The sequence below is a fragment of the Nocardia sp. MH4 genome, from assembly GCF_019266065.1.
GTDB lineage: Bacteria > Actinomycetota > Actinomycetes > Mycobacteriales > Mycobacteriaceae > Nocardia > Nocardia canadensis.
On sequence record NZ_LPNR01000096.1, the window covers coordinates 31135 to 50345 of the forward strand.

Genomic DNA, 19211 nt, shown 5'->3' on the forward strand with positions numbered 1-19211 from the left:
CCGCGCGGTAGGCCCGCGGTCGAACGCGGCTCAGCTACCGCCGGGCAGGGTGCCGGGCGCGATCTGGTACCCCGAGCTGCCCGCCGACCCGCTGCCCCACGCCGCCAGCAGCCAGTTGAGTGCGTTGGTGATCATCGGGTACCTCCTGCATCGATGGGATGCCGGCTGTTTGCCAACACGATCTACATCGCGGTGAACGTGGCGAATATTACGAACACGCATCGGCGCGGGAGCGGGCGCGCACAATGGTCGGGTGCGCGATCAGACCCTCGACCCCGGCCTGACGACGGCCGGGCTGTCCAGGACCGTCCGGTCGAGCAGACCGTTCGACGTCGGGCTCACCGTGGTCCCGCTGCGGCGCGGCGGCGGCGATCCGTGTCACCACGTCGACGCCGACGGCGCGCACTGGCACGCCTCCCGGATGCCGACCGGGGTGGTCACCTACCGGCTCGTCCAGGACGGCCGCGACGGCGCGCACGCGCGCGCCTGGGGACCCGGCGCCGAGGAATTCCTGGCCGGGCTGGACCGGATGCTGTGCCTCGAGGAAGACCTGGCCGACTTCACGCCCGAGCATCCCAAGCTGGTCGAAGCCCATCGCGTGGTGCCCGGCCTGCGGATGCTGCGGACCGGGCTGGTGTTCGAATCGCTGGTGCCGGCGATCCTCGAGCAGAAGGTGCACACCAAGTCCTCGTTCGCGGCCTGGCGCAGCCTGGTCCGTGAGTTCGGCGCGCGGGCGCCGGGGCCCGCGCCCGCCGGGCTGATGGTCGCGCCCGACGCCGAGACCTGGCGGCGCATTCCGTCGTGGAAGTACCACCGGGCCAATGTCGGCCCGCAGCGGGCACAGACCATCGTGCGCGCGGCCCGGGTCGCCGACTCGATCGAGCGCACCGCGCAGCTCTCGCCCGGCGAGGCCGCGCGGCGGTTGCGCAGCCTGCCCGGCATCGGTGTCTGGACGGTTGCCGAGACCGCGCAGCGCGCCTTCGGCGACGCCGACGCCCTCTCGGTCGGCGACTACCACCTGGCCGCGACGGTCGGCTGGAGCCTGCTCGGCAGGCCGATCGACGACGACGCGATGATCGAGTACCTGGAACCGCTACGGCCGCACCGCTATCGGGCGGTGCGCCTGCTCGCGCTGAGCGGGCAGGCGCACAAACCGAAATTCGGGCCACGCACCCCGATCACCGACCACCGGCACCGCTAACGGATCGCGCGCTGGTCGAGCACGCAGTGCCCCGCGTCGACGAGGGTGGTGCGGGCCCGCCTGCGGACCCGGCACTCGTCGACCGTGCAGTCGAGGTGCAATTGCATTGCGGCATGGGCCTGTTCGGCGTCCATCGGGCCCGGATCGGTGCCGCAACCGAGTAGTGCAGCGGCAATATGCATGTTCACATCGCTCAATTGCATGTCTCCAGGAGAGCACGCAACCGTTCGGCTAACGGCCGGTACACGCCGATCCCGATATTTCGCGGCGAATTCCCAGCACGGCATCCAACGGGGAGTGCAGGATTCCCCATAGTGGACGAAATCCACCGCCATAGGCGGGGCTGTGGGCTGTGGCGGGTTGCGAGCACAGAAGGAGTGGGGCTGTGGCAGCGAACGCATCGACCGGAGTGGGCGGACCGGCGGCAGGAGTCTCCTCGACACTGCCGCGCCGCCAGCTCGGTCGCTATCTGCGCGATTGGCGGACCCAGGCGGGTCTGACGATCGCCGAGGCCGCCAAGTTGATGGAATGGGGCGCCAGCACGTTGCAGCGCCTGGAAAAGGGCCAGGCCGACCGCATCCGGACGATCGACATCCACGAGCTGTGCCGGATCTACGGTATTCCGGACGATCTCGCCGAGGGCTTGACGGGCCTCGCGCAGCAGGCCGCCGTCAAGAGCTGGTGGCACGCGTACGGCGATCTGATTCCCGAAAACTTCGACGTCTATGTGGGTTTGGAGGCATCGGCGCATCGGCTGCGGGCTTATCAGTCCGAATTGGTCCTCGGCCTGCTGCAGACGGCGGACTACGCGCGTGCGCTGAATCAGCTGGGCTATCCCAAGGATTCGGTCGACGAGCTCGATCGGCGGGTCGCGTTGCGGCTGCAACGACAGGCGTTGATCAACCGCAAGCATTCGCCCGCCGAGATCGATGTGGTTCTGCACGAATCGGTATTGCATCGCATCGTCGGTGATGCAAAGGTGATGGCTGCGCAGTTGCGACATCTTGCCGACGCGAGCACCCGAAGCAATGTGACACTGCGTATCCTGCCGTTTGCCGCCGGTGTTCCACTCGGAGTCTCCACCGGACCTTTCACGGTTCTCGAGTTCGGCACCGACAGCAAGGGGCAACCGGTCGAACCACCGGTGGTGTACGCCGAAGGCTTCACCGGCGATCTCTACCTGGAACGACGCGCGGATGTCAGAAGGTACGACCGGGCTCACGAGTGCCTCCAGCGTCATGCGCTGGATATTCAACCGAGTAGACACCTGCTGCGGCAGGTCGCGAAGGAGTATGTGGCATGAGTTTCGATCTCGTCGACGCACACTGGTTCAAGAGCACGCGCAGCGGCGCGGGCAAGGACTGCGTCGAAGTGGCATTCCTGTTCGGTGGTCGCGTCGGCGTGCGCGACAGCAAGAACCCGGCCGGCCCCGCGCTGGTCTTCGACGGCCCGAGCTGGGACGCCTTCACCCAGGGCATCGACAACGGCGCGTTCGCGTGCGCCCTGGGCGCACGGTGAACAGCAAGCGCACCATCGACACCACCGGCGCGACCTGGCTGCGCGCCGGGACCGCGGGGGAGGGCAGCAGCGTCGAGGTCGCCATGCTGCCCGACGGGTACGTGGCGTTGCGCGACGGCAAGAATCCCGACGGTCCGGTGCTGATCTTCACCCCGAGCGAGTGGACCGCGTTCACCGCGGGCGTGCACGACGGCGAGTTCGATCGCCCTTGATCACGTTTGGATCAAGGCCCGGCCGGGTAGCCCATCTACATGGACCGAGGGTTGAAGAAAATGCCACCCCGGTACCGGAGGCTGGCGCCTGAGGACGGAGTCGAGCGCCTGATCGTGATACTGCTGTTCGCGGTATCGGCGATCGGGATCTATGTGCTCACCGGTTCGCTTCTCGGCGCGCTGTTCATCGGATTACTGGTCGGATTAGTCGCGGTGGGGACTGTCGCCGTGTTGTAGAAGGCGATCGCCGCGGGGCACGCCATCACGTGCCCCGCGGCGAGTCGCCTACCGACGGAACAGTTTGTTGCCGAGCCACACAATCGGGTCGTATTTGCGATCGACAACGCGTTCCTTCAAGGGAATGAGCGCGTTGTCGGTGATCTTGATGTGTTCCGGGCACACCTCGGTGCAGCATTTGGTGATATTGCAGTAGCTCAGGCCCGCTTCCTCCTGTGCCATTTCCCGGCGGTCGGCGGTGTCGAGCGGGTGCATCTCCAGTTCGGAGATGCGCATCAGATAGCGCGGGCCCGCGAAGGCCTGTTTGTTGTCCTCGTGATCGCGGACGACGTGACAGGTGTTCTGGCACAGGAAACACTCGATGCACTTGCGGAACTCCTGTGAGCGTTCCACATCGACCTGTTTCATCCGGTAGTCACCGGGCTTCAGGTCCGCTGGAGGCGTGAAAGACGGTATCTCCCTTGCCTTCTCGTAGTTGAACGAGACATCGGTGACGAGATCCTTGATAATCGGAAAGGTGCGCATCGGCGTCACCGTGATCACCTCGTCAGGGGTGAAAGTCGACATCCGGGTCATGCACAGCAACCGCGGCCTGCCGTTCACCTCCGCCGAACACGAACCGCATTTTCCCGCTTTGCAATTCCAGCGGACCGCGAGGTCGGGTGCCTGGGTGGCCTGCAGGCGATGGATGATGTCGAGCACCACCTCGCCCTCGTTCACCAGCACCGTGTAGTCCTCCAGGCCGCCGCCGTCGAGATCACCGCGCCAGACCCGGAACCGGGCGTCGTACCCCATCGCTACGCCTTTCCCTCGGTCGAGCCGGCCGCCGGATGGGCGGCCAATTCCTGCTCGGTGTAGTACTTCTCGAGTTCGCTGAGCTCGAACAGGGCGAGCAGATCGTCGCGCATCGGCGTCTGATCGGCCGGGGTGACGGTGACCGCCGGGACCTGCCGGTCGGCCGTGGCCGGGTCCACCGCGCAGACCAGCAGCTTGTTGCGCCAGTCGGGGTTCATGCCGGGGTGGTCGTCACGGGTGTGCCCGCCGCGGCTCTCGGTGCGCAACAGCGCCGCCTCGGCGACGCATTCGCTGACCAGCAGCATGTTGGCCAGGTCCAGCGCCAGATGCCAGCCGGGATTGAACTGCCGTTTCCCCTCGACGGTGACCTCGGCGTACCTGGCGCGCAGCTGCGCCAGCTTTTCGATGGCCTCGCGCACCTCGTGTTCCTTGCGGATGATGCCGACCAGGTCGTTCATCGTCTGCTGCAACTCGCTGTGCAGGGTGTACGGGTTCTCCCCCGCGCCGGTGGCGGGCGGATCGAACGGTGCGAGAGCGGCTTTCGCCGCCGCCTCGATGTCGGTCTCGGCCGGCGCGGGCCGGTCGGTGAGCTGCTGGACGTAGGCCGACGCGCCGAGCCCGGCCCGTCGCCCGAACACCAGCAGATCCGACAGCGAGTTGCCACCGAGCCGGTTCGAGCCGTGCATGCCGCCGGAACACTCACCGGCGGCGAACAAGCCGGGCACCACCGCGGCGCCGGTGTCGGGGTCGACCTCGATACCGCCCATCACGTAGTGGCAGGTCGGGCCGACTTCCATCGGCTCGGCGGTGATGTCGACATCGGCCAGTTCCTTGAACTGGTGGTGCATCGAGGGCAGCCTGCGCACGATCTCGTCGGCGGGCATCCGGGAAGCGATGTCGAGGTAGACGCCACCGTGCTCGGTGCCGCGCCCCGCCTTCACCTCCTCGTTGATCGCCCTGGCGACCTCGTCGCGGGGGAGCAGGTCGGGGGTGCGGCGCGCGGAGTCGTTGTCGCGCAACCACTGATCGGCCTCGGCCTCGGTCTCGGCGTACTGGCCCTTGAACACCGGCGGGATGTAGTCGAACATGAAGCGCTTGCCGTCGGAGTTCTTCAGCACGCCGCCGTCGCCGCGCACGCCCTCGGTGACCAGGATGCCCTTCACGCTCGGCGGCCAGACCATGCCGGTCGGATGGAACTGCAGGAATTCCATGTTGATCAGCGTCGCGCCCGCCCGCAGGGCCAGCGCGTGGCCGTCGCCGGTGTACTCCCAGGAGTTCGAGGTCACCTTGTAGGACTTGCCGATCCCGCCGGTGGCCAGCACGATCGCCGGCGCCCTGAACAACACGAAGCCGCCGGATTCGCGCCAGTAGCCGAAGGCGCCCGCGATGCGGCCGCCGTCGGTGAGCAGTTCGGTGATGGTGCACTCGGCGAAGACCTTGATCCTGGCCTCGTAGTCACCGGTGGCCGCGTAGTCCTCCTGTTGCAACGAGACGATCTTCTGCTGCATGGTGCGGATGAGTTCCAGGCCGGTGCGGTCGCCGACGTGGGCCAGCCGGGGATAGGTGTGGCCGCCGAAGTTGCGCTGGCTGATTCGCCCGTCGGGCGTCCGATCGAACAGGGCCCCATAGGTTTCCAGTTCCCATACCCGGTCGGGCGCCTCCTGCGCGTGCAGTTCGGCCATCCGCCAGTTGTTGAGGAATTTGCCACCGCGCATGGTGTCTTTGAAATGGGTCTGCCAGTTGTCCTTCTCGTTGGCATTGCCCATCGAGGCCGCGCAGCCGCCCTCGGCCATCACGGTGTGCGCCTTGCCGAACAGCGACTTGCACACCACCGCGACCGAGAGTCCTTGCTCGCGGGCCTCGATCACCGCGCGCAGCCCGGCGCCGCCCGCCCCGATCACCACGACGTCGTAGTCGTGCCGTTCCACATCTGACATTCGAACTAGCTCCTGGTGTCGACGCGATTCAGTTGACGAACCGCAGGTCCGAAATGGTCTGGCTGGCCACCAGCATCACGTAGAAGTCGGTGAGCACGAGGGTGCCGAGGGTGGTCCAGGCCAGCGCCATATGGCGGGTGTTGAGCTTGGAGACCTGGGTCCAGAACCAGTACCGCACCGGATGGGCGGAGAAGTGCTTGAGCCTGCCGCCGGCGATATGCCTGCACGAGTGGCACGACAACGTGTAGGCCCACAGCAGGATGACGTTGACCAGCAGCACGATGTTGCCGAGGCCGAAGCCGAAACCGCCGGTCTCCCCGTGGAACGCGGTGATCGCGTCGTAGGTGTTGATCAGCGAGACCAGCAGCGCGACATAGAAGAAGTAGCGGTGCGAGTTCTGGATGATCAGCGGCAGTCGCGACTCGCCGGTGTAGCGCGCGTGCGGTTCGGCGACCGCGCAGGCGGGCGGGGAGAACCACACCGACCGGTAGTAGGCCTTGCGGTAGTAGTAGCAGGTCAGCCGGAAGCCGAGCAGGAACGGCAGCACCACGAACCCGAGCGGGATCCACATCGGCAGCTCGCCGAACGGCGTGCCGAAGTGGCTCGATCCCGGGACGCAGGAGTCGCTCAGGCAGGGGGAGTAGAACGGCGTCAGATAGTGGTATTGCGGCACCCAATAGGCCGTGCGCACAAAGGATCTGATCGTCGCGTAGACGACGAAGGCGCCGAGACCGATCGCGGTGAGCAGTGGTGGCAGCCACCAGCGGTCGGTGCGCAGGGTCCGCGCGGCGATGCGGGCCCTCGTCTTGCTGAACACGCCCGTCCCGGACGACGGGCTGGTGGTCGGTGCGGCACTCACGGTGGATGCCTCGCTGATCTAGGCCGTGCGGCGGTTGATCATTCCCCACCGCGATGGATTGTGATGTGGAGCACCATACGCCTGTGTTCTCGCCGCTCGAGCCGGGTCTCACGCAACCGCCTGTTCCACCCGCTGGTGATCTCTGTCACAGCAATAACTCCCGTGACAGTCGGTCACGCCGGTGCAACAAACCTGTGGTGCCCTGTCACTGGAATTCCCCGCACCGGGGAAAGGAGCGTGACGAGCAATGAGAAGAGCCGCGATCGTGGCACCCGTCCGCACGCCCAGTGGCGTGGAGGGTGGCGCGCTGTCCGGGATGCCCGCCGAGTGGTTGGCGACCACGGTCCTGTCGGCCGTGATCGAGCGCTCCGGGATCGACCCGCTACGCATCGAGGACGTCGCGATGGCGTGTGTCGACGGCGGGCTCTCCGACGTGCCCGCGATCGGCGCACTGGCCGCGCGCGGAGCCGGCCTGCCCTTCGCGGTGCCCGGATTCCTCACCGACCGGCACGGCGGGAGCGGCCTGCAGGCGGTGATCACCGCGGCGATGATGGTGCAGACCGGCGCCGCCGACGTGGTGGTGGCCGGCGGCGTCGAGTGCTCGCCGGCCCAAGCCGGACTGCCGGGCGGTCGCGAGGGACTGCACAACGCCGAGCGGCTCGCGCACTACTACGGCATCGACCGCAATGCCGCCGACGAATTCGCCGTGGCCAGCCACCGCAAGGCGGCGCGGGCGTGGCGGCAGGGCGCGTTCGGCGCGGAGGTGGTGCCGGTCGGCGTCGCCGCGGGTGCGCTGGAACACCAGATCCGCCGTGATGAGGGGGTGCGCGACGACCTGTCGACGCACACCCTGGCCGGGTTACGGCCGCTGCTCGTCGACGGCGTCGTCACCATCGGCAACATGAGTTCGCACCGGCTCGGCGCGTCGGCGTGCCTGGTCGTGGCCGAGGACCGGCTCGACGAACTGGGGTTGACCCCGATGGCGTTCCTCGCGGGCTGGGCCGCCGCGGGCTGCGACAGCGAGGGCCCGGCGCTCGGCGCGGCGCCCGCGGTATCGAAGCTGCTGGCCCGCACCGGCTGCTCGCTCGACGAGATCGACCTGCTCGAGATCAACGAGGGCTACGCGGTCGAGGTGCTCGCCCTGGCCACCGAATGGGAACTCGACCCGCACGACCGGCTCAACGTCAACGGCTCCGACATCGCCCTCGGGCACCCGGTCGGCGCCACCGGCCTGCGGATCATGACGACGATGCTGCACGAGCTGGGCCGCTGCGGCGGCCGCTACGGCCTGGAGGCCATCGCGCTCGGCCACGACCACGGGATCGCGGCGCTGTTCGAATCGGCCGATTCCGACGAACCGTCGGAGACCCCGCGCGGCGCCCGGTTCCACGGCGTCCGCCCCGGACGCCGGTTCGGCCGACACCGCGCCTGACAGGGGTCGGCGCGGCGACCCTGGGTGGCAGGACCGCCGCGCCGGTGAACAGGTCTGACTATTTGGTTCTGGGCCGGGAGTGGAAGCCGAGGCCCTCGTCCTGAGCGCCCATCCAGGCGGCCTCGTCGGACTTGCTGTCCGGGACGTAGATCGGTTCGGATCTGCGGGGGACGGCGAGCTCCGGCGGTGGCGCCTGCTCGAACTCCTCGGCATCGATGACGAGCCGCTCGAGGTCGTTCTCCAGCCGGCGCACGGTGGCCGCGTCGCCGTAGTTGGAGCGCAGTGCGCCGATCGATTGCCGGAGTTGACCGACCGCGTAGCGCAGTTCCGCGATATCGCTGCGTGTCATCGTTACCTCCTGTGTATATGGCGGGCATACCGACTCGCCGGATCACCTGGCACGCCCGTGAACTCCCGGGCCGCACTGCACCGAGCCGTGTGACTCACCACACAACGTGATCTCCACCACAATAACCGAGCTTTTCGGTTTACGCCCGGAGTTGGCCCGGATTCGGCGATTGCCGTCCGGTAACTCCGGTTCTCAGCCCGCGACCGCGTAGTGCTTGCGGACCCCGGCGGCGGCCCGCTCGACGAGCACGGCGATCGAGGTCGCGACCTCCTCGGCGCGCTCCAGGATGACGCTGTGTCCGGCGCCCTCGATCCGCACCAGTTCGGCGCCCGCCAGTTGCGAGGCCAGCACCACCGAGTGGGTGAACGGCACCATCAGATCGGCCGAGCCGGCCAGCACCAGGGTGGGCAGATCGCCGAGCCGGGCCAGGGTGCGCGCCTCGTCGAAGGTCAGCAGCGAGCTGAGGAAGCCCGACATCGTCAGCAGCGGCGTCTCGTTCAGGATCGCGGTCGCCACCGCGGCGACCCGCGGGTTCACCCGCCGCGTGCCGGTGGCGGCCTCGCGGATCAGCGGCCCGAAGATCCAGCGGGAGAAGCGCTTCGAGGCCTGCATCACCCGGGGTGCGCGCAGGACCGCGTGCTGTAACGAGGCGACGGCGTGCCGATTGAGCAGTCGGCCGAGGCCGACCTCGGTGATCCCGCCCGCCGCGCCCGCGATCAGTCCGATCCCGGCGACGCGGGTGCCGATGGACGCGGGGAACAGCCGGGCGTAGGCCAGCAGCACCATCGCTCCCATCGAGTGGCCGACCAGCACGACCGGCCCGGTCGGCGCGACGGCGCGCAGCACCGCGTCGAGGTCGGTGGCCAGCTGATCGATGGTGTAGGTCGCGTGGTCGGCGTGGCCGGATTCGCCGTGGCCGCGGTGGTCGTAGAACACCATCCTGGTGTCGGCGTCCCAGTGTCGGAGCAGGTGCTCGCGCAGGAACGCCCACGATTCGGTGTGCAGGCAGTGGCCGTGGACGAAGACGACGGTCAGCGCGGCGTCGGCGGCCCCGAAGGTGCGGACCGCGATCGGCACACCGTCGTCGGTGACGACGGTGGCGCGCCGACCGAGAAGATCGGTGGTGGCGAACGACTTCGACATAGCGGCCTCCTGTGGTTCTGGAGCGCTGGCCGCGGCCCGCCATGAGGAGAGTCGCGTACTGAGTTATTCGAATCAGATTTCCGGCCCGTTAGCCCGCCAATCCTGGCGTTATCCAGCCGATGCGCAACCGAATCCGGGCGGGCCCTGGTCGTTATGCAGGAGATTCTTCGGCTATCTAGCCCTCTAACTAGAGATCCTTAGATCGTCGTCGAGAGCTCTCTCGAGGGTTGTCTTAGTCCTTCTAGGAAAGTAGCTAGAGAGAAGTAGAGGGCTATACGCTCCGCAGATACCGGCCGAAGTGGGGGACCGTGAAACCGATCGTGCCGCGCTCGGCCGAGTAGATCAGGCCCTTCTTGATGAGCCCGTCGCGCGCGGGCGAGACCGAGGCCGGCTTGCGGCCGAGCTCGGCGGCTACCGCCGACGTGGCGACCGGGCCGTCGTCGCCGGCCAGGTCGGCCATCGCGCGCATGTACTCGCGCTCGGCGGGCGTCGCGCGCTCGTACCGGGAGCCGAAGAAGCCGACCGCCAGTTCCTCCTCGGCGGCGGGCGCTGCCACCTCGACGTCCTCGGCGGTGATCGGACTGTCGGGCGCCTGGTCCCAGGCCGCCTTGCCGTAGGCCTGCACGAAATACGGGTAGCCGTCGGCCTTCTGGTAGAGCGAGTCCAGCGCGTCCTCGGTGAATTTCACCTCTTCCCGCTCGGCGGGGGCGATCAGCGCGAGGTCGGCCGACTGCCGGTCGAGCCGGTCGATGCGGTGATAACTGAACAGTCGCTCCGAGTAACTCTTCGAAGCCGACAGCACCGCGGGCAGATGCGGCAGCCCGGCGCCGACGACGATCAGCGGCGCGCCGTCCTGGCTCAGCTCGTGGCAGGCGCCGCAGATCGCCGAGACGTCGGCCGGGCCGAGATCCTGCATCTCGTCGATGAAGATGCCGATCCCGACGCCGATATCGGCCGCCAGCGCCGCGGCCTCCTTGAACAGCTCGATCAGGTCGATCTCGATGTCGCCCGAATCGGCGCGGCCGGTCACCGCGGGCACATCGATGCCGGGCTGCCAGCGTTCGCGCATGCCCTTGTCGGCGGTGGCGCGCAGGGCGAAGGCCTTGAGGATGCCGAGGAAGTCGTCGACGTGCTCGGGATTGCGGTGCGCCATCGCGATCGCGCGCACCGCCATGTGCAGCGCCGAGGACAGTGGCCTGCGCAGATCCTGGTCCGGTCGCGCCTCGATCTTGCCGGTGCCCCAGCCGCGCGAGATCGCCGCCGAACGAAGCTGGTTGAGCAGCACGGTCTTTCCGACCCCGCGCAGCCCGGTGAGCATCACGCTGCGCTCCGGCCTGCCCCTGGCCACCCGCTCGAGCACGATGTCGAAGGCGGCGAGTTGCTTGTCACGTCCGGCCAATTCGGGTGGACGTTGGCCGGCGCCGGGAGCGTAGGGATTGCGCACGGGGTCCATGCCGGACAACCGTAGCGCGGATCAGCGGGGGAATCTCGGTAACTCTGGGCTGTGTCCTAGATACTGCTAGCGAACCGGAGACGACGTCATCGCAGCGGAACGGAGTGACATGCCCGAGGAACCCCAGTGGGACGCGCACGGAGAGCCGATGGCGACCTCGACGGCCGCCCTCCTCGACGGCCTGCGGCTGCCTGCGGACGCGCACCTGACCGAGTCGATCCGGGTGTTCCTGCGGGCCGCCGTCGAGGGGGAGGGCGGCGACGATCCGGAGGCGCTGGCCGCGCTGGCGCTGGGCCCGCTGTTGATCGCGCTCGGGCGGCTCGAGATCGACCTGGCCGACGCGCGCACCCGCATCGCCGACCTCGAACAGGTGCTCGGCGGGCGCGACGGCCGCGCCCGATAACGCGACGGCCGATCGGGATATCGGACCGTTACGCGCGGCGACACGCCGGAACGACAGCGCTTGTCCAGGGCTTTCCCGAGTGCGGGAAAACAACTTGCGTGCTTCGCTGGACAGCTTCCATCACAGGCCGTAATCTTCTCGTGACTTAGTGGAGTCTGTCGCTTCGTCAGAGAAACGGCGCCATTGAGTCACCGCCGAATAGTTGTCGTCGCCAAGCGATTCCGGCGACCCGGTGGTGGAGCAGCAAGATCGGAGACTCGTCTCGGTGGGTAAACACAGCTTGCAGCGGGATTCTCGACTGCCGAATTCCGTCAAGGGTGCGCTCGTCATGGGTGCGGTGGCCGCCACGACTGGTGCGATGCCTGCGATTTCGCAGGCCGCCACGATCAACATTCCCGGCCTCGGTAACTTCGATCTGCCGCCGGAGCTCGAGCAGCCCGCGCAGCAGGTGGAGAAGCAGCTTCAGGCGATGGTCGCCCCGCAGGGCCAGGCCGCCCCGCAGCTGCCGAGCGTCACCTTCGACAACCCCTTCCAGCAGCAGCAGTCCGCGGGCAACATCGCCCTGGACGCGGCGCGGACCAAGCTCGGCGCGGTCTACAGCTGGGGTGCCGCCGGCCCGTCGAGCTTCGACTGCTCCGGCCTCGTGCAGTGGGCCTACCGTCAGGCCGGAATCGAACTGCCGCGCACCAGCTTCGAGCAGTCCCACGTGGGCGCGCCGGTGTCCTTCGACAACCTGCAGGCCGGTGACATCGTCATCACCAACGGTGGCGGTCACGTCGGCATCTACGCCGGCAACGGTCAGCTGCTGAACGCGGTGCAGTCGGGCACCCCGGTGTCCTACACCCACCTCAGCGCCGACGACGTCGTCACGGCTCGCCGTATCGTCTAAGGGGTGACCCCCGCGGAACAACGCTCCGTCACCCAGGCACGCGTCGACTCGTGGATCTGGGCGGTGCGCTTGTTCAAGACGCGCTCGGCCGCGGCGGAAGCCTGCCGCGCCGGGCATGTGCGAATCAACGGTGTCACCGTCAAACCCGCGCAGCAGGTGCGGATCGGTGACGAGATCCGGATCAAGCACGCGGGCCTCGAACGCATCGTCGTCGTCGAGCGGATCATCCACAAGCGCGTCGGGCCACCGATCGCCGCGCAGTGCATGATCGATCGCAGCCCGCCGCCACCGCCGAAGGAAGTCCTCGCCTCGATCCCGCAGCGCGATCGCGGTGCGGGCAGGCCGACCAAACGGGAACGCCGCGAAACGGATCGACTGATGGGCCGCACCGACTAGCGCAGCTCTGACCACGCGCTAGGTCGATACCTTCGCCGCCAGTCTGCTCGACGCGATCGTCGCGATCCCGATCGTGCACAGGGTGGCCAGCATGATCGCCGAACCCTCGCCCGGCACGAGCATGCCCAGCTGACTGCCCACCGTCACCGCGGCGACCGGCACCCCGATCTGTGCCGCCGCCAGCGTCCCGTACGACAGCGGCTGACCCAGCACCCGCGTGGTCCAGTGCGCGACGACCGCGCCGACGCCGAGGGTCAGGCCGAGCAGGATGAACTGCGGATGCGCGCCGAGTTCGCGCAGGTCGAGTCGGGCTCCCAGCCAGACGAAGAACAGTGGCGCCAGCAGCCCGTCACTGATCGCGAATACCTGCTTGGCCACGCGCCGGGGCTCGCCGATCCCCGCCACCGCCAGCCCGGCCGCGAAGCCGCCGAGCATGATCGACACATGCATCGAGCTGGCCACGCCGCACAGCAGGAAGACCAGCACCAGGCTCACCCGCAGCTCGAGGGTGAACTTGCGTTCCTCGGACACCTCGTGCACCTGCCGGCGCGCGCCGGTCTTCTCCAGATACCGCAGGATCAGGAACATCACGCCGGCGCAGGCCGCGACGACCACCGCGCCGATCGCGGCCCGCAGCGCGTTGTCCGGATCGATGACCAGGGGCAACGCGACGATGCAGGCGGTGTCGGCGATGGCGACCTGCGCGGTGAGCGCGAGCACCGGCGGTCCGCTCAAGCGCAGCGAGTCGATGATCGGCAACGCCATCGCCGCCGAGGACGACGCCATCAGCACCGCGTAGATCCCCGTGTGGCCCATGCCGAAGGCCTGTGACACGCCCCAGCCCCCGCCCGCGGCGACGACGCCGACCAGCACCGCTCGCAGCGCGCCCGCGCCGAGCGCGCCGCGCACGGCGGGATCGCGCACCGGCACGTGCGTACCCGCCGCGAACATCACCAGCGCGAAACCCATGTCGGCCAGGAACACGAAGATCGGATCGCTCGCGTCGAGGATTCGCAACCCGGTCGTACCGAAGACGACCCCGGCCAGCAGCTCACCCAGGATGACCGGCAGATGCAGCCGCTTGGGCAGGGCGAGCAGTGGTCCGATCACCCCGAGCGCGACGATCAGCGCCAGGGTCGCGAAGGTCACGGCATCGCGGCGATCTTGGCGGGGATCTCGGCGTTCTCGTCGGCGAAGTAGAGCGCGCAGACCCGGTGGTACCCGTCGGCGATCAGCATCGGCACGTTCTTGCGGCAGTCGCCGCGGACCAGCAGGATCGGCGAGAGCTTCTTGCCCTCGTTGATCTTGAGCAGGTCCTTGCGCACGTGGGGATTGTCCGGGGTCAGGGCCTCGAGCTGGGAGGCGCGCAGGATGTCTTTCGCCTTCTTCACGACCACCGGTGCGCTGCGGAGGTCGGCGACGATCGCCTCGACCACCGTCGCGTCGCCGAGCAGTTCGAGATAGTCGGCGGCGGCCGGGTAGTCGTGTTCCTCCGGGGTGGCCTTCCATTGCACCTGGATGATTTGGTCTGCCATCGAATCATCATCCGCCGCTGCGGCCGGGTTAGCGGGAGAGTCGCTGGATGTTGTCGTTTGTTTGCGCGATCGGTATCCGGGCGGCGGGCCCCGAAAAGTACGCGGTGGTCGGGGTGTGGGCTATCGCCTACGGTGGCACCTATGGGTGAGCGCAGCACGATGTTATCGACGCTTCTCGCCTGCTGTGTCGCTGTCGTCGCGACGGTTCCGCGGCTGCTGTGGCCGCGCGCCGCCGACACCGCGTTCCTGGCCGCGCTGGAATCGGCGCCGTTGCCGCCCGCGCGCGCGACGGTCTCGCTCACCGCGCTGGTCCAGGCCGAGATGTCCGCGCCGACAGCGATCGTCGCCGAGGGCGTGCGGACGCTGCGGTCGACGCCGCTGACCATGTCGACCTTCCTGGTGCGCCACCCGTCGGCCACCTTCCTGGTCGACCCGGCGATCTGCGCGGGCGTGCACGAGCGAGTGCTGCCCGAACTGCCGTTCCCCGTCCCGCTGCTCGTGGCCCCCGGCCAGCCGGTGCGCGGCTTGAGCGAAGTCCTCGCCGCCCACGACCTGACCGGCGCCGACATCGATTTCGTGCTGCCGACGCACCTGCACTGGGACCACGTCGCCGGGCTCTACGAGCTGCCCGGCTGGGTGCCGATCCGGGTGCCCGGCGTCGAATACCGCTGGGCGATGGGCGGATCGCGCGCCCCGCTGGGTGTCGCCCGTGGCCCCCTGCGTGGACGCGTATTCGACCTCTACGACCTCGACGGACCGCCGGTGCTCACCTTCACCCGCAGCCACGACCTGTTCGGTGACGGCTCGGTCGTGCTGGTCGACCTGCCCGGGCACACGCCTGGCAGCATCGGCGTGCTGCTCGCCGTCGACGACGGCTCGCGGGTGCTGCTCGCGGGCGACGCGGTGTGGAGCACGCTGCAGGTGGAGTTGCTGCGCGAGAAGGCCCCGCTGCCCGGCGACCTCGTCGACGACGATCGCGATACCGCCTTCGAGACGGTGCACCGGCTGCACGCGCTGCCCGAGGAGATCGAGCTGATCCCCGGCCACGATCGCGCCGCCGTCACCGCCCGCGCCCCGCACTGAGCCTCAGCGCGCGGCCAGCCCCTCGGCCACGCTCGCATAGCGCGGCCGCCAGTCCAGCTCCGCGTGCGCCAGCGCGCTCGAGATCCGCATCGATGTGTCCGCCATCAGCGCGCCGATATAGGGCACGGCCAGCCGGATCATCCACGCGGGCAGCCGGATCGGCCGGGGTGTGCCGTGGCTGCGGGCCACCTCGGCGAAGAACTCGCGCCAGGTGATCGGGGTGTCGTCGGCCAGGTTGTAGGCGCTGCCCGGCGTACCGCGGTCGAGCGCGGCGACCGTCGCCGCGGCGGCGTCCTCGACATGGATCCAGCTGTTCATCCCGCCGGCACCTAGCGGGCCGACCGGCGCGTGCTTGCGCATCATGTCGGCGAACAGGTCGCTGAACGCGCCCGGCCCGTAGAACAGCCCGTACCGCAGCGCGATGCCGTCGACGCCCGGCGCCTCGAACACCTGCTGCTCGCCCGCGACGGTCGCGCGCACCACCTCGTCGGCGACGCCACCGGTGTACACCCCGAACGGATCGCGCTCGGTCAGCGGCCGGTCGCCGTGATCGAGGTAGCCGTAGCCGAGGATCAGCGACTGGGTGACGAAGCGGCCCGCGCCGACCAGCTCGGCCGCGGCCAGCAGATTGGCGGTGCCGACGGTGCGCAGCAGGCCGGTCGGGTCATCGGCCGGAATCCGGCGCTGCACCTTGGCATCGCGCAGCGCGGTCGCCTCGTGGATGACGGCGTCGAACGCGGTGCCGTCGAGCGCGCGCAGCAGCCCGTCGCGATCGAGCACGTCGGCGGTGACCGGGTCGGCGCCGAGCTCGCGCACCAGCGGATGGGCGTCGGGGCTGCGCACGATGGCCGACACGCGGTGCCCGTTCGCGGTCAGCGCGCGGATCAGTGGACGGCCGATGGCGCCGGTGGCGCCTGCGAGCAGAACCTGCATGGGAGTTCCTTCCGGCGGAGTGAGTGTTTCCCTGCTTCCTGGACGGATCGAGCCGGTGCGATGTGACGGTCTGTGATGGGCTTCACCCGGTGTACGGTGGCCGGGAATTGGGCCGATGTCACGGCGGGTCGACGGCGTGTCGGTGTGTATCGTGCGGCTCATGCGAGTCGACGGTCGGGAGATCCCGGTCACGGGAAGTCTCCTGCAGCCGCTGATCCGGCGTACCAGCGACATCATCCGGGTCGTGCTGGCGGCGATCGGGGTGGGTGTGGTGGTCGCGGGCTCGCTGATCACCAGGCCGGAGTGGTTGGCGCTGGAACGGTCGGTGTCCAAGATCGTCGACTTCCTCAGCCCGGACCAGTCCACCCTGGTGTATCTGGTCTACGGCATGCTCATCCTCGCGCTGCCGTTCGCGATCCTGATCGAGCTGGTCTTGCGCAGGCAGTGGAAGCTGCTGGCGGGCTACGCCGCGGCCGGTCTGCTCGCAGTCCTGGCGCTCTCGATCACCGGCGCGGGCATCTCCACCCCGAAATGGCATCTGCCCGCACCGGATCGCTTCGACACCTTCCTCTCGCAGTTCCTCGACGACCCACGCTGGATCGCGATGCTCGCGGCGATGCTCACCGTCTCCAGTCCGTGGCTGCCGCCGCGGCCGCGGCGGTGGATGTGGTTTCTGCTGTTGATGTTCGCGCCCATCCATCTGGTCGTCAGCTCGGTGGTGCCCGCGCGGGCCATGCTCGGGCTGGTGGTCGGCTGGCTGGTCGGCGCGGTGATCGTCTGGCTGGTCGGCACCCCGGCGCTGGAGGTGCCGCTGGAAGCGGCGGTGCGGGTGCTGGCTCGGCGCGGCTATACGGTGCGGGCCTTCCGGGTCGACCGGCCCGCCGGACGCGGTCCGCTGCTGCTGGCGACCGACGTCGACGGACCCGAGTCCGAGATCGTCGTCGAGCTGTACGGCCGCGATCAGCGCAGCTTCGGCGCGATCCGGCAGCTGTGGCGCTGGATCACCTTCCGCTCCAGCGAGACCGCGCCGCTGCACGGTTCGATGCACCGCGCGGTGGAACACCGGGCGCTGATGGGCATCGCCATCGGCGACCTCGGCATGGCCGACAGTCATCAGGTCGCGGTCGCCGGCCTGGACCGTGGCTGGATGCTGTACGCGCACACCGTTCCCCGCGGCACCCCGATCCGCAAGCTGTCCGCGCAGGTGCTGCCCGGAGTGTGGCGGACGCTGCTGCGCCTGCACGAGAACCAGATCAGCATGGGCGACCTGCAACCCGACTACGTGCGAGTCCACCAGGGCGACACCCTGTTCGGCGGTTTCGCCTTCGCCGAGTTCGGCGCGGCCGACGCGCAGCGCCAGACCGACATCGCCCAGCTGCTGGTCTCGACGACCTCGCTCTACGGCAAGCACGAGGCGGTGTCGGCGGCGATCGAGGTGCTCGGCGAGAGCGCGGTGGTCACCGCGGCCCGGCGGCTCACCAAATCGGCCATGCCGACCGGCATCCGCAAGTCGGTGCCGCAGTGGACCAAGGTCCTGGCGACCGCGCGCGAGGAGGTCCGCGAGCAGACCGGGCACGACCGCATCCATCCCGAACAGCTCACCCGCTTCACCCGCAATCAGCTCATTCAGCTGGTATTGCTGTTCGCCCTGGTCTACGTGGCGTATCCGTTCTTCAGCCAGGTGCCGACCTTCTTCAGTCAGCTGCGCACGCTGAACTGGTGGTGGGCGCTGCTCGGCTTGGTGATCTCGGCACTGACGTATGTGGGCGCGGCCGCCGCGCTCGGTGCCTGCGCGGACTGGATCGTCCGGTTCCGCGATCTGTTCCTGGAGCAGCTGGCCAATACCTTCGTCGCCACCACCACGCCGGCGGGCGTCGGCGGTTTGGCGCTGAGCGTGCGCTTCCTGCAACAGGCCGGGATGACGACCATGCGCGCGACCGCGGCGGTGGCGCTGCAGCAATCGGTGCAGGTGATCACGCACCTGGTGCTGCTCGTCGTGTTCAGCGTGGTGGCGGGCACCTCCACCAATCTCGCGCACATCGTGCCGGACGCGACCGTGCTGTACCTGGCCGCGGGTGTCGGTGTCGGCCTGATCGGCGCGTTCATGTTCGTGCCGAAACTGCGCCGCTGGGTGAATCACTCGGTGCGCCCGCAGCTCAAGGAGGTTCTCGGCGAACTCGTCGACCTGGCCCGCGATCCCATCCGGTTCTCGATGATCGTCGGCGGATGCGGCGCGATCACCCTCGGGCAGGCGCTGGCGCTGTGGGTCAGTGTCGAAGCCTTCGGCGGTGGTACCGATTTCGTCGCGGTCACCATCGTCACCATGATCGGCGGCACGCTGGCCTCGGCCGCGCCGACCCCGGGTGGCGTCGGCGCGGTCGAGGCCGCGTTGATCGGTGGTCTGGCCGCCTTCGGTGTTCCGGCCGAGATCGCGGTGCCCGCCGTGCTGCTCTATCGCGTGCTGACCTGCTGGATTCCCGTCGCCCTCGGCTGGCCGATCATGCGCTGGATGGGCGAGAAGCAGATGATCTGAGGCGCTCAGTCGGCGCGCAGGTCCAGCCGTCGACGGCGGCGGCGTCGCCGGTGCGCGGGGTGCCGAGGTAGTCGGCGACCACGTTGACGGCCTCGGTACAGCCCGGCCTGCCCGCGTCGGAGGCGAAGGCGATGACATCGGCGGTGCCGCCGTTGCCGCCGGTGACCGGACCGCAGTTCACGTCGGCGAGCGGGGGCGGCTCCGGCGCGGGCGGGTGGGTCGGGCTCGGCGGCGGCAGCGGTGCGATCGAGGTGCCGGTCAAAGACCCGCGATCACGACGAGTCCGGCGACGGCGCCCGCCGC

The 19211-nt window shown here is 68.9% G+C and carries 22 protein-coding genes; 11 read left to right on the plus strand and 11 right to left on the minus strand.

What is annotated here, in order from left to right; translation table 11 throughout:
• Positions 1-253: 253 nt before the first annotated feature.
• Positions 254-1201 (plus strand): DNA-3-methyladenine glycosylase 2 family protein, encoded by a 948-nt coding sequence (locus tag ATM97_RS13600; RefSeq protein WP_308248474.1) that lies wholly within the window; start codon positions 254-256, stop codon positions 1199-1201.
• Here the strand turns inward: ATM97_RS13600 and ATM97_RS13605 are convergent.
• Complete coding sequence (locus ATM97_RS13605; RefSeq protein ID WP_218718420.1) at positions 1198-1404, minus strand: hypothetical protein; 207 nt, start codon at positions 1402-1404, stop codon at positions 1198-1200. The genes ATM97_RS13600 and ATM97_RS13605 overlap by 4 nt on opposite strands.
• Before the next feature lie 182 nt (positions 1405-1586).
• Here ATM97_RS13605 and ATM97_RS13610 point away from each other — a divergent pair, with 182 nt between their 5' ends.
• Genes ATM97_RS13610 through ATM97_RS13625 form a run of 4 tightly spaced genes read left to right on the plus strand, consistent with a single transcriptional unit; the run spans position 1587 to position 3168 of the window.
• A complete protein-coding gene (locus ATM97_RS13610; protein ID WP_308248475.1) occupies positions 1587-2504 on the plus strand; it encodes a helix-turn-helix transcriptional regulator in 918 nt (305 codons plus the stop codon).
• Positions 2501-2719, plus strand: coding sequence for a DUF397 domain-containing protein (locus tag ATM97_RS13615; protein WP_218718371.1), 219 nt, complete (start codon positions 2501-2503; stop codon positions 2717-2719). Before ATM97_RS13610 ends, ATM97_RS13615 begins: the two co-directional genes overlap by 4 nt.
• Complete coding sequence (locus ATM97_RS13620) at positions 2716-2931, plus strand: DUF397 domain-containing protein (protein ID WP_218718372.1); 216 nt, start codon at positions 2716-2718, stop codon at positions 2929-2931. The genes ATM97_RS13615 and ATM97_RS13620 overlap by 4 nt, the downstream gene beginning before the upstream one ends.
• A 39-nt stretch (positions 2932-2970) precedes the next feature.
• The gene (locus ATM97_RS13625; RefSeq protein WP_218718373.1) at positions 2971-3168 is read left to right on the plus strand and encodes a hypothetical protein; all 198 of its coding nucleotides are present in this window, start codon (positions 2971-2973) and stop codon (positions 3166-3168) included.
• A 48-nt stretch (positions 3169-3216) separates the two neighbouring features.
• On the opposite strand, the gene ATM97_RS13630 is transcribed toward ATM97_RS13625, so the two are convergent.
• Genes ATM97_RS13630 through ATM97_RS13640 form a run of 3 tightly spaced genes read right to left on the minus strand, consistent with a single transcriptional unit; the run spans position 3217 to position 6759 of the window.
• Entirely contained in the window at positions 3217-3963 is a 747-nt protein-coding gene (locus tag ATM97_RS13630; protein WP_218718374.1) for a succinate dehydrogenase/fumarate reductase iron-sulfur subunit, read from the minus strand.
• 2 nt (positions 3964-3965) lie between these two features.
• Positions 3966-5900, minus strand: coding sequence for a fumarate reductase/succinate dehydrogenase flavoprotein subunit (locus tag ATM97_RS13635; protein ID WP_218718375.1), 1935 nt, complete (start codon positions 5898-5900; stop codon positions 3966-3968).
• Positions 5901-5928: 28 nt separating this feature from the next.
• Positions 5929-6759 carry a hypothetical protein gene (locus tag ATM97_RS13640; protein WP_218718376.1) on the minus strand — a complete coding sequence of 277 codons (831 nt, stop codon included), beginning with the start codon at positions 6757-6759 and terminating at the stop codon, positions 5929-5931.
• Positions 6760-7006: 247 nt separating this feature from the next.
• Between ATM97_RS13640 and ATM97_RS13645 the strand changes: the two genes are divergently transcribed.
• On the plus strand, positions 7007-8191 hold the full coding sequence (locus tag ATM97_RS13645) for an acetyl-CoA acetyltransferase (RefSeq protein ID WP_218718377.1): 1185 nt from the start codon (positions 7007-7009) through the stop codon (positions 8189-8191).
• Between the two features lie 58 nt (positions 8192-8249).
• Here ATM97_RS13645 and ATM97_RS13650 read toward each other — a convergent pair whose 3' ends face one another.
• From ATM97_RS13650 to ATM97_RS13660, 3 genes are all read right to left on the minus strand, one after another.
• A complete protein-coding gene (locus ATM97_RS13650; RefSeq protein WP_071930967.1) occupies positions 8250-8540 on the minus strand; it encodes a hypothetical protein in 291 nt (96 codons plus the stop codon).
• 192 nt (positions 8541-8732) lie between these two features.
• A complete protein-coding gene (locus tag ATM97_RS13655) occupies positions 8733-9683 on the minus strand; it encodes an alpha/beta fold hydrolase (protein WP_218718378.1) in 951 nt (316 codons plus the stop codon).
• A 271-nt stretch (positions 9684-9954) separates the two neighbouring features.
• The gene (locus tag ATM97_RS13660) at positions 9955-11136 is read right to left on the minus strand and encodes an AAA family ATPase (protein WP_218718379.1); all 1182 of its coding nucleotides are present in this window, start codon (positions 11134-11136) and stop codon (positions 9955-9957) included.
• 109 nt (positions 11137-11245) lie between these two features.
• Here ATM97_RS13660 and ATM97_RS13665 point away from each other — a divergent pair, with 109 nt between their 5' ends.
• From ATM97_RS13665 to ATM97_RS13675, 3 genes are all read left to right on the plus strand, one after another.
• Entirely contained in the window at positions 11246-11539 is a 294-nt protein-coding gene (locus tag ATM97_RS13665; RefSeq protein ID WP_218718380.1) for a hypothetical protein, read from the plus strand.
• Between the two features lie 328 nt (positions 11540-11867).
• Positions 11868-12428 (plus strand): C40 family peptidase, encoded by a 561-nt coding sequence (locus ATM97_RS13670; RefSeq protein ID WP_189031567.1) that lies wholly within the window; start codon positions 11868-11870, stop codon positions 12426-12428.
• A gap of 3 nt (positions 12429-12431) precedes the next feature.
• Complete coding sequence (locus tag ATM97_RS13675; RefSeq protein WP_218718381.1) at positions 12432-12824, plus strand: RNA-binding S4 domain-containing protein; 393 nt, start codon at positions 12432-12434, stop codon at positions 12822-12824.
• 18 nt (positions 12825-12842) lie between these two features.
• On the opposite strand, the gene ATM97_RS13680 is transcribed toward ATM97_RS13675, so the two are convergent.
• Positions 12843-13973: a cation:proton antiporter gene (locus ATM97_RS13680; RefSeq protein WP_218718382.1), complete on the minus strand. Its 1131-nt coding sequence runs from the start codon at positions 13971-13973 to the stop codon at positions 12843-12845.
• Complete coding sequence (locus ATM97_RS13685) at positions 13970-14359, minus strand: hypothetical protein (protein ID WP_218718383.1); 390 nt, start codon at positions 14357-14359, stop codon at positions 13970-13972. The genes ATM97_RS13680 and ATM97_RS13685 overlap by 4 nt, the downstream gene beginning before the upstream one ends.
• 159 nt (positions 14360-14518) lie before the next feature.
• Between ATM97_RS13685 and ATM97_RS13690 the strand changes: the two genes are divergently transcribed.
• Positions 14519-15442 carry an MBL fold metallo-hydrolase gene (locus ATM97_RS13690; RefSeq protein WP_255587703.1) on the plus strand — a complete coding sequence of 308 codons (924 nt, stop codon included), beginning with the start codon at positions 14519-14521 and terminating at the stop codon, positions 15440-15442.
• A gap of 3 nt (positions 15443-15445) precedes the next feature.
• Here ATM97_RS13690 and ATM97_RS13695 read toward each other — a convergent pair whose 3' ends face one another.
• Complete coding sequence (locus ATM97_RS13695) at positions 15446-16375, minus strand: NAD(P)-dependent oxidoreductase (protein ID WP_218718385.1); 930 nt, start codon at positions 16373-16375, stop codon at positions 15446-15448.
• A gap of 160 nt (positions 16376-16535) precedes the next feature.
• On the opposite strand from ATM97_RS13695, the gene ATM97_RS13700 reads away from it, so the two are divergent.
• The gene (locus tag ATM97_RS13700; protein WP_218718386.1) at positions 16536-18908 is read left to right on the plus strand and encodes a lysylphosphatidylglycerol synthase transmembrane domain-containing protein; all 2373 of its coding nucleotides are present in this window, start codon (positions 16536-16538) and stop codon (positions 18906-18908) included.
• Here ATM97_RS13700 and ATM97_RS13705 read toward each other — a convergent pair.
• Complete coding sequence (locus tag ATM97_RS13705; protein WP_218718387.1) at positions 18874-19170, minus strand: hypothetical protein; 297 nt, start codon at positions 19168-19170, stop codon at positions 18874-18876. The genes ATM97_RS13700 and ATM97_RS13705 overlap by 35 nt on opposite strands.
• Between the last annotated feature and the right edge of the window lie 41 nt (positions 19171-19211).